This is a genomic window from Ohtaekwangia sp. (assembly GCF_036568665.1).
Taxonomy (GTDB): Bacteria; Bacteroidota; Bacteroidia; order Cytophagales; family Cyclobacteriaceae; genus Ohtaekwangia.
In genome coordinates this window covers 1-13,012 of the sequence record NZ_DATCSD010000281.1, presented here as the reverse complement: position 1 = coordinate 13,012, position 13,012 = coordinate 1, and the positions used below count along the sequence as shown (strand labels likewise).

10 protein-coding genes are annotated in these 13,012 nt (G+C 45.0%); 4 read left to right on the top strand and 6 right to left on the bottom strand.

Going from position 1 to position 13,012, the window contains the following annotated elements; all coding sequences use genetic code 11:
- The 4 genes from VIN08_RS15545 to VIN08_RS15530 form a co-directional block, all read left to right on the top strand.
- The coding region (locus VIN08_RS15545; protein ID WP_331966930.1) for a transglutaminase family protein at positions 1 to 3,322 on the top strand (3,322 nt) is incomplete at its 5' end.
- A gap of 15 nt (positions 3,323 to 3,337) precedes the next feature.
- A complete protein-coding gene (locus VIN08_RS15540) occupies positions 3,338 to 5,875 on the top strand; it encodes a circularly permuted type 2 ATP-grasp protein (protein WP_331966928.1) in 2,538 nt (845 codons plus the stop codon).
- A 10-nt stretch (positions 5,876 to 5,885) separates the two neighbouring features.
- The gene (locus VIN08_RS15535) at positions 5,886 to 6,761 is read left to right on the top strand and encodes a transglutaminase family protein (RefSeq protein WP_331966926.1); all 876 of its coding nucleotides are present in this window, start codon (positions 5,886 to 5,888) and stop codon (positions 6,759 to 6,761) included.
- Positions 6,762 to 6,905: 144 nt separating this feature from the next.
- Positions 6,906 to 7,667: a hypothetical protein gene (locus VIN08_RS15530; RefSeq protein WP_331966924.1), complete on the top strand. Its 762-nt coding sequence runs from the start codon at positions 6,906 to 6,908 to the stop codon at positions 7,665 to 7,667.
- 204 nt (positions 7,668 to 7,871) lie between these two features.
- On the opposite strand, the gene recN is transcribed toward VIN08_RS15530, so the two are convergent.
- The 6 genes from recN to VIN08_RS15500 form a co-directional block, all read right to left on the bottom strand.
- The gene (gene recN, locus VIN08_RS15525; RefSeq protein WP_331966922.1) at positions 7,872 to 9,524 is read right to left on the bottom strand and encodes a DNA repair protein RecN; all 1,653 of its coding nucleotides are present in this window, start codon (positions 9,522 to 9,524) and stop codon (positions 7,872 to 7,874) included.
- On the bottom strand, positions 9,524 to 9,748 hold the full coding sequence (locus VIN08_RS15520; RefSeq protein WP_331966920.1) for a hypothetical protein: 225 nt from the start codon (positions 9,746 to 9,748) through the stop codon (positions 9,524 to 9,526). The genes recN and VIN08_RS15520 overlap by 1 nt, the downstream gene beginning before the upstream one ends.
- Before the next feature lie 71 nt (positions 9,749 to 9,819).
- Positions 9,820 to 10,728 (bottom strand): DUF4835 family protein, encoded by a 909-nt coding sequence (locus tag VIN08_RS15515; RefSeq protein WP_331966918.1) that lies wholly within the window; start codon positions 10,726 to 10,728, stop codon positions 9,820 to 9,822.
- Positions 10,721 to 11,923: a bifunctional phosphopantothenoylcysteine decarboxylase/phosphopantothenate--cysteine ligase CoaBC gene (gene coaBC / locus VIN08_RS15510; protein ID WP_331966916.1), complete on the bottom strand. Its 1,203-nt coding sequence runs from the start codon at positions 11,921 to 11,923 to the stop codon at positions 10,721 to 10,723. The genes VIN08_RS15515 and coaBC overlap by 8 nt, the downstream gene beginning before the upstream one ends.
- An 88-nt stretch (positions 11,924 to 12,011) precedes the next feature.
- On the bottom strand, positions 12,012 to 12,323 hold the full coding sequence (locus tag VIN08_RS15505) for a DNA-directed RNA polymerase subunit omega (protein WP_331966914.1): 312 nt from the start codon (positions 12,321 to 12,323) through the stop codon (positions 12,012 to 12,014).
- Between the two features lie 4 nt (positions 12,324 to 12,327).
- Positions 12,328 to 13,012: outer membrane protein assembly factor BamD (locus tag VIN08_RS15500; RefSeq protein ID WP_331966910.1), on the bottom strand; the 685-nt coding region annotated here is incomplete at its 5' end.

Here is a 13,012-nt window from a genome sequence, read left to right as displayed (position 1 = left end):
GCCTATACTTTCGTATTCCCTCAACATCAAACCCGAAAATCATTTTATCAACTGGCAGCAAGATCCGTTTGGCAATTACCAGGCGCGTGTTGTGTTTCCGGAGCAAACCCGTCATTTCTCTTTTGATGTAGAAGTGCTCGCAGAGATCGTAGTAATCAATCCATTCGATTTTTTCATCGAGAGTTATGCGGAAGAATTTCCGTTTCAGTATAATCATCAATTATACCGGGAGCTGATTCCCTACTTCGAAGTATCGGAAGCCGGGCCATTGTTACAGGATTTTTTGAAGACTATAGATCTCACAAAAAAATCCAGCACTATCAATTTCCTGGTTGATCTTAACCAGCGCGTATGGAAATATATACAGTATACTGTGCGACTCGAACCGGGCGTACAAACCTGCGAACAGACGCTTGCACTTAAGAGCGGCTCGTGCCGCGACTCTGCCTGGTTGCTTGTTCAGTTGTTTCGGCATGTAGGCATGGCAGCACGATTTGTATCGGGCTATCTCGTGCAACTCAAGGCCGATCAGAAAGCGCTCGATGGACCATCGGGAACTGAACAGGATTTTACTGACCTGCATGCGTGGGCAGAAGTATATATACCGGGTGCCGGCTGGGTAGGGCTCGATCCTACATCAGGCTTATTCGCGGGCGAAGGACATATACCTTTGTGTTGCACACCCGACCCGGTAAGTGCTGCTCCCGTAACCGGGTATATAGATGCGTGCGAAAGTACATTCTCTTACTCCAACGAAATATACCGCATACACGAAGACCCGCGCGTTACCAAACCCTATAGCGAAGAGCAATGGTCTGCTATAGAATCGCTCGGTTATGCAATCGACAAAGAACTTGTTGCCGGAGATATGCGACTCACCATGGGTGGCGAACCCACTTTTGTTTCCGTGGATGATATGGAAGCGAAAGAATGGAACACGGCTGCCGATGGTCCGCAGAAACGTGTGCTCGGAGCACAACTGATTCGTAAACTGAAAACAGCCTTTGGTGCTGGCGGATTGATCCATACCGGGCAAGGCAAGTGGTATCCGGGAGAACCATTACCCCGCTGGCAATACACGGCTATATGGCGCAAAGATGGTTTACCCGTTTGGAAGAATGATACACTGCTCGACCTGGCCGATACACCATCTTCCTATACTATAGCTGATGCCGAACGATTTGCCAGTACATTAGCGAGGTATATAAATATACCGCAGGAACATATACACCCTGCGCTGGAAGATGCATTCTTCTTTTTGTGGGAAGAAGCGAAGGTGCCGGTAAATATAGACCCCTATAAAGAAAACCTCAACGATCCGCTTGAAAGACGCAAGCTTGCTGAACTGTTGAAGAACGGTTTAGGCACACCAGCCGGATATGTTATACCTCTTGAGTGGAACTATAGCAACAACCGGTGGCTGTCGTGCCAGTGGCAATTCCGCAATGAACATCTCGTGCTTATACCGGGTAACTCTCCTATGGGTTATCGCTTACCGTTAAAAACATTGCCGTATCTCAGTCCATCCAAAATACAGCGACCGGTTGAGCGAAGTACCTTTGAAGAACTGCCCGCGCTTATCGACTTTCACACAAAGGTAGAAGCACAGTTCAACAAGCCGGTATATACATCAGAACCTCCCGAAGAATTTTCACGAAGTGTTTCTGTTATCGCAGAAGAAGAAAAACCTGCCGGTAAAAAAAGTAAAGCTCCGGAAGAAGAAGAGCCTGCACCAACGTTTGAAGTATATACTATCAAAACAGCGTTGTGTATAGAAGTGCGCGAAGGCAAGCTGCATATCTTTATGCCTCCGCTGCAATATGCCGAACATTACCTCGACCTGCTGGCCGCTATAGAATCAACAGCGGAGCGACTGCAGATAAAAGTAATTATTGAAGGCTATGGTATACCCCACGATAATCGTTTGGAAAAATTATCGCTGGCACCTGATCCGGGCGTGCTGGAAGTAAATATACACCCGGCTAAAAACTGGGGCGAGATATTGAACAACTATGATATACTCTTCGAGCAGGCAAGACTTACGCGATTAGGCACCGAGAAATTTATGCTCGATGGGAAACATACCGGCACGGGTGGTGGCAATCACATTACCATTGGTGGTATAACTCCATCTGATAGTCCGCTGCTGCGAAGACCCGATCTGCTGCGAAGTCTCATCACCTATTGGCAACATCATCCGGGGTTATCGTATTTATTCTCTACGCAATTTATAGGGCCAACGAGTCAGGCACCACGCGTAGATGAAGGGCGCCAGGAAATGCTATATGAACTTGAAATTGCTTTCAGCCAGATCCCGGACAAAGAACATATACCTTTCTGGCTGGTAGACCGGTTATTCAGAAATTTACTCATCGATATCACCGGCAATACACACCGTGCCGAGTTTTGTATCGATAAACTATATTCTCCGGACAGCTCTACGGGGCGACTTGGCCTTTTAGAGTTCCGTGGTTTTGATATGCCGCCCAACAAGCAGATGTGTATAGTACAATTACTCTTGATCCGCTCGTTGCTCGCACGCTTCTGGAAAAAGCCCTATACCGGAAGACTCATCCGCTGGGGCACGGAATTATACGACAAGTATATGCTGCCACATTATGTGGAACAGGATCTCACCGAAGTGGTAAACGACCTGAACGAAGCGGGCTATCCTTTTCAGCTCGCCTGGCTCGAACCATTCTTTGAGTTTCGCTTCCCGCTATATGGCAAGATAAAAGTGCAGGATATGGAATTGAAACTTCGGCTTGGTATAGAACCATGGCATGTATTGGGAGAAGAATCGGTAAGCGGTGGCACAGCACGCTTTGTCGATTCATCGGTAGAGCGTGTAGAAGTAAGTATCAATAACTTTAACAGCGACCGCTATATTATCACCTGCCATGGTATACCTGTACCGTTAACGGAGACATCCGTCAAAGGTCAATATATAGGAGGCGTTCGCTATCGCGCGTGGAGTCCGCCATCAGCATTGCATCCTACATTAGGGGCTGATGTACCATTGGTGTTTGATGTATTCGATACGTGGAATAAACGTTCCATCGGTGGTTGTGTATACCATGTAGCACATCCCGGAGGAAGAAATTATGATACCTTCCCGGTAAATGCCTTTGAAGCAGAAGGAAGACGCATCAGTCGCTTCTGGAATCACGGACATACACCCGGAACGATTACACCGGTTGTTGCCAACGGGCAGGTTGACCGGCATTTGGAAAAGACTCAAATTCCCAGCAATTTTAGTCAGCCGGTAACGGTAAAAAGAAATTCCGAATACCCGCGCACACTGGACTTACGACAATACTGACCGGCACTATACTGAATGGACCGTACGAATATAAATGCTTCGCAGAGTTTGATCACGCAGGATTATTTCTCCAACCAGGTTTTCCATGACGAATGTTTTGGGCCGAATGGCGAAGTGAGAGAGCCTTGGAAGCGCCTGCTCAATAATGTAGAACATCTTACACCGGCTGAACTAAAAAATCGTCAGCAGGAATTACTCAAGCTGCTGGAGGAAAACGGTGTTACCTATAATGTATATGGCGATCCCGATGGATTGAATCGTCCGTGGCTGCTCGATACATTACCACTGCTCATCGCCAATGCCGAATGGAAATTATTGGAGAAAGGCATGAAGCAACGTGTTACGGTACTGAACATGCTGCTGGAAGATATATATGGCGAGAAACGATTGTTGAAAGAAGGAATTATACCACCCGAGTTGATATACTCACACTCTGGTTTTCTTCGGCCATGCGATAACATAAAGCTCCCCGGTAAAAATCAACTCATACTCTATGCAGCCGATTTATCGCGAGGCCCCAATGAAAAAGTTTGGGTATTGCGCGATCGCACACAAGCTCCTTCAGGAATGGGTTATGCATTGGAAAATCGCAGCGCACTGAATCGTGTGCTGCCCGAGCTTTTCAAAGATCATCATGTAAACAAGCTTGGCGGATTTTTCAACTCCATCATGCAGGCATTTCTCAAAATTTCTCCGCATGGTAAAGAACAACCGCGCATTGTGGTGCTCACACCCGGCCCGCATAACGAAACCTATTTCGAGCATGCTATATTAGCTTCGTATCTCGGCTTTACACTTGCACAGGGCGATGACTTAATTGTACGCAATGGTTTTGTGTGGATCAAAACGGTAGAAGGTCTTGAGAAAGTAGACATCATTCTTCGAAGAGTAGATGATAGTTTCTGCGATCCGTTAGAACTGCGCGAAGATTCTCAACTCGGTATACCCGGATTGCTCGAAGTTATCCGCAAAGGAAATGTAGCAGTAGCCAATCCGTTGGGAAGCAGTATACTGGAGAACACCGGGCTGCTCGCCTTCATGCATAATGTATTTCAATACTTCCTCAAAGAAGATCCTATATTTCCGATGGTGGCCACGTGGTGGTGCGGACAAAAGAAAGAGATGGAGTATGTGATCAGCAACATCGATTCGCTGGTAATAAAAAAGACGGATCGCATGACGGGCTCTGATACCTGGATCGGTCACCAACTCTCGAAGGCAGAGAAAGAAGATCTTATTCGTAAAATTCGTTTTCAACCTTTCTTATATGCCGGGCAGGAAGCGGTAAATCTTTCTACATCGCCTGTGTTTACAAAAGGCAAACTGGAGCCGCGCTATACCGTGATGCGCACATTCCTGGTAGCATCAGAAGGAAGTTACCAGATTATGCCTGGCGGACTTACACGTTGCTCTCCCGAGAAAGGCAGTCTTATCGTTTCCAACCAGGAAGGTGGTATATCGAAAGATACATGGATTGAAGTACCGGCACAGAATATAGATCTCACATTACTGCGCAATCCGGATCTTCGAAGAAAAGCCGTGTTGCCGAGTCGCGCAGCAGAAAATCTTTTTTGGGTAGGTCGTTACTCACAACGGGTTATACGCACATCGCGCTTTATTCGTATTGTACTGCGAAACCTCAGTCAAACCAACGACCAGGATTCAGTCGCTATGAAGGCTTTACTAAAAACCGTAGAGCAACTCACCGCTACAAGCGATCTTGTGGATAAAGAAGAGAACACAGCCGATATACTCTTTACACAACTGCATCATGTGATCTGCAACGCAGATATACCGGGCAGTATATTATCTGCCGTGAATAGTTTATTGCGTGCCATGTATTCCGTGCGCGATCGGTGGACGGTGGATAACTGGCGCATTATTGATGATATCGAAAATGTAAAACGCAGACTGGCGTTGCTGGAACCGGAGAACATTCGCCATGTATTCTCTTTGCTTGACCAGTTGAATCTCGGCCTGCTGTCATTCCTGGAAATGAATCGCCAGAGTATGTATCGCGATGAAGGATGGAACATGTATCGCATCGGGCAATTACTCGAAGAAGTATCGCTGGAAGTAATCCAGTATAAAACATTGCTGACTTCACGCTTCGAGGAAAATTCAGAGTCGCAAATATTAGAAGCACTATTGGCCAGCAACCTGGCGCTCTCCAACTATCGCTCGGTAAACAAAACATACTTTGATACAGCACCGGCTATCGATCTGTTGTTTATCAATAAACAAAACCCGATCTCTATACTTTCACAACTGGAGCAACTGCTCAAGTATATAGAAGAACTACCCAGTCGCGACAATAGTCCCAGTGGTGAGATCGCTGCCCTTGCGTTTGCATGCTATAGCAAAGTGCGCCTCATAAACGTTGATAAGCTCGTGGCCCTTAACAAAACATCGGGTATACGCGAAGAGCTATACCAGGTATGCGAAGAACTGAGCAACCAGATTGCTACACTCTCTGTGAAGTTGAGTGCTGCCTACTTTAGCCATTCGGTATACTATAAACACGGGTCTGACGAATTACAATTTGAAGTATAACGATCGTTGCATGAAATACAGAATACGACACTATACAGAATATACCTACGAGGAGCCGGTAAGCACTTGCTTTAACCGGTTGTGCCTTACACCTCTCTCGGTGGCGCATCACCAGTGCATCATGAACGACATCAACATCGTTCCTACTCCGGATGAGATCTCGCAACGCACCGATTTCTTTGGCAATACCATTACGTTTATATCGATATACCAGGAACACAAACGACTCAAGATCAACTCTACCAGTGTAGTAAATATAGAGAACCGTGTACCTGCGGAACTTGCTTTTAGCTCGGCTATACTCTGGAAAGACGTGCGCCTGCTCATCTCCGCTATTGGTGATATGCACGAAGTAATACAGTATACATTACCATCGCACCACGTGCCGGTAAGCGAAACAATACAAAAATTCTCTGCCGATTGCTTTCCGGAAGATGCCACCCTCTGGAGCGTATGCAACACGCTCATGCAAAAGATATATACTACTATCGAATTTAAACCGGGCTTCACCACTGTGAATACACCTGTGGAGACAGTAGTGAAATCGCGCAAAGGTGTATGCCAGGATTTTGCTCATCTTATGATCGCCTGTCTGCGCAACATGGGTTTACCTGCGCGCTATGTAAGCGGGTATATAGAAACGATACCTCCTCCGGGCAAAGAACGCTTGGTGGGTGCCGATGCATCGCATGCATGGGTATCGGTATATTTTCCTTCCATCGGATGGGTAGAGTTCGATCCAACCAATTGCCTGCTGCCAACCTATAAACACATCACCGTAGGCTTTGGCCGCGACTACCAGGATGTAGCCCCTATAAAAGGAATTGTATTCAGCTCAGGCCAGCAGAAACTTTCTGTAAAAGTAGATGTGGAGCGGATAAAATAATTTTGTTTCCCACAGAACTCACGGAATTGCACAGAAATATATACTTAGTATATAATTGCATTTAATCTGCGCCTATCCGCGAGATCTGCGAGAGAAAAAATTGTTTCCCGCAGATGAATGCAGTTAATTGTCTAATACTGAAATATGAATCAATCGTCCATTTACAAATCCATTCTATCATTTTTTATACTAACCTTTACAATATACATTCCATCAGCAGGGCAGAATGTAAACGAGAAGAATCTATATAGTACTATCAAAAAATATGATTTATCGATGGTGCTTGATCCAGATACGATTATCGATGACGAAAGCATAAAAATAAAACGGCCTGAGCCTCTTGGATATATAGGCGATACGTTTCAACGATTCCAAATTCACATTACAACCATTTCCAAAAGCCAGGCTAATCCTTACGAGTATAAAATCACTGGCAAAACAAAAGTAAAGAACAACATATGTCGCTTTAGTGGAATAATCACTATTACTGCGGCCACTTGGAAAAATCCAACAGAAGACATTGGTTTTTCAAACTATAGATTCGGACATATCATCAGTAAAATAATCATCTATGAAGATAAAAACGATGCTGGTTCCGGAATTATACAAGGCAATTTGACAACTGAAGTTTATCTCGATGACAAAAACCGATTTCAGTATGACGCTTTAATGCTTGTTGCAGATGGCTTCTCTAACAGTATGTTTATTGGAACCTGGACCAGCTATAAAACAGGCAAAACAAAAAAATGTAACTGGGGCGATTTCCGAATCCCCGAAAGCGCAGACCTTGATGTTGGAACCGGAGAATTTTCACCCAATAGTAAGTATAGTGAATATGGTTGGGGAGAGTACCGTACTCTTCTGATCAGCAACAAAGAGGAAGAGAAAACAGAATGGTGGAGATAATTCTATACTCTGCGTAAATCTGTTCCCGACAGCTATAGGAACAGAAGTACACAGAAATATATACATGACTTATAGATGTATTTATCTGCGATTGTCTGCGAGATCTGCGGGAGAAAAAATTGTTTCCCGCTGATCTCGCTGATTGACGCAGACTATAATTCTGTATTTATCCGTGTAATTCTGTGAATTCTGTGGGAAATAACTCTACGCAGTAAGCAGCTCTTGCGCATTTTGCAAGGCTACCTTCGATGGCTTTTCTCCGCCTATCATTTTGGCTATTTCTTCCACGCGTTCGTCTTTCTTTAGCTCGCGTATACTGCTAACGGTTTTAGCTGCAGAGTTATCTTTATATACAAAATAATGCGTATCGCCTTTTGCTGCAACTTGCGGCAAGTGACTGATGGTAATTAACTGATGTGTCTTTGACATAGACTTCATCAGGTTACCCAGCTTGATCGCTACTTCACCTGATATACCACTATCGATCTCATCGAGTATCAACGTAGGCATCGCTGTTTTCTCAGCCATTACATACTTGATACAGAACATCAATCTCGAAAATTCTCCACCCGATGCTACCTGTGCCAGGGGTCGTGGTGCTATACCTTTGTTGGCACTGAAGAGTATATCTATTTTATCTATACCTGAAGCGGAGGGTTCGGTTTCCTGTATATCAATCTGCAGGGTGGCATTGGGCATCCCTACTTCGAGCAGAAGTTTCACCAACTGATTGCTCAGTGGCTTGAGTGTTTTCTTCCGTGTCTCACTGATCTTGGCTGCCAGTGCACGTACTTTTTTATCGGCAGAAGTATAGGCATCTTTTGCTTTGGCAAGTGCTTCGTCTACATTGGACGTAATACTATCTTTTTCGCGTAAGCCTTCCTGTATAGCAAGTAATTCTTTTACATCGGCTACACGATGTTTTTTTAACAGGCGATAGAGTACACTCAGGCGCTCCTTTACAAACTCAGCGCGCTCAGGATCAAACTCTATACCTTCCTCCTCGTTTTCAATTTCATTCAGCAGATCATCAAGCTCAATGATCATGCTATCCAGACGCTGAAAGAACGTGGTATATTTATCAGCATACGAAGATATACCTTGCAAATGTCCGCGCGCTTCACTCAAACTGCCACGCGATGCATACTCAGAACGCGACAATAGTTCCATCACTTGCTGAAATCTATTCTTGATCTCTTCTGCATGCTCCATGATCTTCATCTCCGATTCGAGCGACTCCTGTTCGTTCTCTTCGAAGTTTGCTTTGGTAAGCTCATCGAGTTGAAAACGTATATAGTCTGCCTCCTGCCGAAGTGTTTCTGCTTCTGCCGTCAGCGATTCGTATGCTTTCTTTGCCTGGAGAAATTCGCTCCAGCGCTCGCTATATTCTTCAACCAGATTTTGATTTTCTGCATAGGCATCGATCAGCTTCAATTGAAAGGTCTGGTTGCCCAACAGCAATGTTTCATGCTGCGAATGTATATCCATCAGCAGACTGCCTACACGCTTCATTACTTCGAGTGTAACGGGTGTATCGTTGATGAACGCGCGCGACTTTCCTCCGGGACTGATCTCTCTGCGGATAACGGTATTGTCATCATAATCCAGATCTTCCGACTTGAAGAATGATTTCAATTTATAGTCTTTAATATTGAAGACTCCTTCTGTTACACACTTCTCGTTTTCATCCCACAGTACTTTCGTCTCTGCGCGATTTCCCATCAGCAGACCAATGGCTCCGAGCATAATAGATTTACCGGCTCCTGTTTCACCGGTAATCACGTTGAGATGCGCCGATGGCTCGAGTTCGAGGTGGCGGATCAAGGCGTAATTTTTAATGGTGAGATGCTTTAACATCAGGCGTTTGTGTCGAAATAAATTTCAGCAATGTTATCAAATGTGTACGAAACATTCTTCATCCGCATATTCTTTAAAACAATTCCGGTATCGCTGATCTTTTCCAGTATACCCATAATCGCAGTGCTGTCGGTTAACACCACGTTAATCGTTTTACCCGTGAAGTCGTGTATCCGTTTCCGGATCTGTACGGAATCATTGAGACGAAGTTGCCGCGTACCCATGGGGGCTAAGATACTATGAAAAAAGAATACGGAAGATGAATTTCCTGCGAAGCAGGTTCAGAAAAATAATGCTAATTCTGGATGATCTTATCGTAGTTAGCACGATTGGAAGATGGATCGATGGTCTTGATCACATCATACGCCTCTCGCCTCACCTGCAGGTTTCCTGACGAGAAAATATTCACAAGCTCTTTACCCTTAGCATCGAAGAAACTTACAATGATCACAGCAGTAGGATTGACATCCCTTACTTTTTTTATATCCTTCAATCCTTTCAGAATAATATCGCGGCTCTTGTCAGGATCTTTATCAAATGTATCGAGTGCAAGCCGGTGATACGCATACATAGCCTTGCGCAGGTCTGTCATCTGCGGATTGTTATAGTTCTCTACAATCCAGTATCGCGTTCTGTTCCCTTGCAGCGATTGCCATCCTGGGCGGTTAGATGATTGCGCGTTGTTTACTACCTGCAATGCTTTTTGAAAATACGGAGTGCCGCCAAGTTCACTGAACGAATCGTAATCCACACCAATAATCATATAGGCATATAGCGCCAGCATGGAAGTAAGATTGGTGGTATAGGTGTTGTCGTTATACTCGAGCGGAAGCGATTCAACATATTCAAACTGCCAGTCGCGATCGGCAAAGTTGAAGGCGAGTGTTGAGTAATTGGTATTATATACCGGACGAGCCGATTGTATTTGTACGGAAGCTTCAAAGCTACCAATAGATGTACCCACCGACATACTGGTGATGGTGATGAGTATATTACATTTTATTTTTTCGTAGCTCTTGTAAGAATCGTTCGTCCACTTGCGCGTATTCATAAACTGCTCGATGGCTGTTTTCAGATCACGAAATACATTTCGGTCGGAAGTCTGAACTTGTGTAGCGTTAATCGACACGGTGCAACTCAACTCCTGTGCCTGAGCAGCTACCGAAGTACAAAGAAGAATAATGACCAACGCTTTTCTAATCATGGAGCTTTTCAATTATAGCCTGCACTATATCCTGCGCTACTTCCTTTTTGTTTTTCAATTCGAACGACTTCACGCGTTGTTCGCGATCGATGATGGTAATCTTGTTGGTATCGTGTTGAAACCCGGCACCTTTATCGTTCAGCGAATTTAAAACGATCAGATCAAAATTCTTTCTCTCCAGTTTGGAGAGTGCGTTGGCTTTTTCATTTTCTGTTTCCAGTGCAAAACCAACAGTAACCTGTCCGTTGTGTTTCATCTTGCCAAGCGAAGCAGCGATGTCGCGGGTCTTCGTCAGCTCGATTACTAAATTTGAATCGCTCTTCTTGATCTTCTGCTCCGCTACTTCTACCGGGCGGTAATCCGCTACGGCTGCTGCCAGCACGGTAATATCCATCGTAGGAAAAAGCGCTGCACAGGAAGTATACATTTGCTCTGCAGACGTTACGTTGATAACGTTTATCTGCGCATGATTGGTATGTTGTTGTGTTGGGCCTGTTACCAGATTTACCGTAGCTCCCTGGTCGGCCAGTTCTTCTGCTATAGCAAATCCCATTTTTCCGCTGGAGTGATTACCAATGAAACGAACGGGATCGAGTGCTTCATAAGTCGGCCCTGCAGTCACCAGCACTTTCTTACCCTGAAGTCTTCTCGCGGCAGCGAAATGTTTTTCCAATACCGTTACGATCTCTTCAGGCTCAGCCATTCTTCCCTGGCCTATCAATCCGCTGGCGAGTTCGCCATAGGCTGAATCAATCAGTATATTTCCAAAGCTTTTCAGTTTATGAAGGTTGGACTGCGATGCCGGATGCCGAAGCATATCGAGGTCCATAGCGGGAGCAAAAAATACCGGGCAACGTGCCGACAGATATACTGCCAGCAAAAGATTATCGCATAAACCATTGGCCATCTTTGCCAGTGTGTTGGCGCTGGCGGGCGCTATTACCATAGCATCGGCCCACAACCCCAGGTCTACATGATTATTCCATTGGCCTGTTTCATCTTTTGAAAATTCGGTGAGAACAGGATTTTTTGAAAGCGTGGAGAGCGTTAACGGAGTAATGAAATCGTGCGCTGCAGGAGTCATCACTATTTTTACCGTGGCTCCGGCTTTTACAAGCAACCGCACCAGCACTGCCGATTTATAGGCAGCAATGCTTCCTGATACGCCCAGCAGGATTTTTTTATTCTGAAGCATAAGTCCGTTATCAGTTATAAGTTATCCGTTAATCGTTGCGTATATATACGAATAACGATTAACAGATAACAGATAACGTTCCATTGCTCTAGGCAATGTCTTCGTTACGCATGCGGTAGCTGAGTTCGCCATCGAGGAACTCTTCCGTTGCAGTATTGGTCGGCTTCGGCATACGCTCGTAGAACTTGGAGATTTCGATCTGTTCACGGTTCTCGAATACTTCTTCCAGGTTATCTACGGTTGTAGCAAACTCAGCCAGTTTGTTATTGAGTTCTTCTTTCAGGTTCACGGCAATCTGGCGCGCACGCTTCGAGATGATCACTACTGACTCGTATAAGTTACCAGTAGTTGCTGCGATCTTTTCTACATCGCGGGTTACAATAGATGATTGAGCTGCCATATGTTTATGTATTTGTGTTTTTCGTTTTGTTTAATTTCTCCAGGCTGTCGGCATACATTTTCTCCGCGTCTTTCAAAAATTTGCTCTGCGGGAATTTGTCTACAAATTCTTTATAGTGTTCTACTACAGCTTTGAAGCGTTCCGGTTGCTTGGAATATATACTCTGCTGCGCCAGTTTATATTCTGCTGATACTACCAGGTAAGAAGCCTCCTCCACATAATGCGAGTCGGGAAAGTTATTCTTAAAATTATTCAGCGACACGATGGCGGCCTTGTAGCTGCGCATCTTGTAGTACTGGTATGCATTTTCAAATCCTTTCTTCTCCAGTTTACCCTGTGTGGTATAAATTACTTCTACTGCCTGATCTTTGAACTTGCTGTTCGGAAAGCGGTTCAAAAATTCCTGCATGGCAGCCATCGCATTTATACTGTTGGTCTGGTCCAGGTTAGGCTTGGGCGATGCTGCATATTGCGAGTAGGCATACATATAGCGGGCTTCTTCTGCCAGCGTACTGCGACCATACGTTTCATAAAAAGTTTTGAACTGCTCGGATGCCAACAGATAAAGCTTGTCATAAAACTGGCAATACGCCAGGTAAAACTGCACTTTCTCTCCTTCGGGCAAACCGCGCACGATCGGCAGAATCTGCTCAAACAACACCGAAGCCTTATAATATTCCTTTATGTCG

Coding starts and splice junctions, on each gene's coding strand:
- VIN08_RS15540 (WP_331966928.1), top strand. CDS start 3,338: ATGGACCGTACGAATATAAATGCTTCGCAGAGTTTGATCACGCAGGAT.
- VIN08_RS15535 (WP_331966926.1), top strand. CDS start 5,886: ATGAAATACAGAATACGACACTATACAGAATATACCTACGAGGAGCCG.
- VIN08_RS15530 (WP_331966924.1), top strand. CDS start 6,906: ATGAATCAATCGTCCATTTACAAATCCATTCTATCATTTTTTATACTA.
- recN (WP_331966922.1), bottom strand. CDS start 9,524: ATGTTAAAGCATCTCACCATTAAAAATTACGCCTTGATCCGCCACCTC.
- VIN08_RS15520 (WP_331966920.1), bottom strand. CDS start 9,748: ATGGGTACGCGGCAACTTCGTCTCAATGATTCCGTACAGATCCGGAAA.
- VIN08_RS15515 (WP_331966918.1), bottom strand. CDS start 10,728: ATGATTAGAAAAGCGTTGGTCATTATTCTTCTTTGTACTTCGGTAGCT.
- coaBC (WP_331966916.1), bottom strand. CDS start 11,923: ATGCTTCAGAATAAAAAAATCCTGCTGGGCGTATCAGGAAGCATTGCT.
- VIN08_RS15505 (WP_331966914.1), bottom strand. CDS start 12,323: ATGGCAGCTCAATCATCTATTGTAACCCGCGATGTAGAAAAGATCGCA.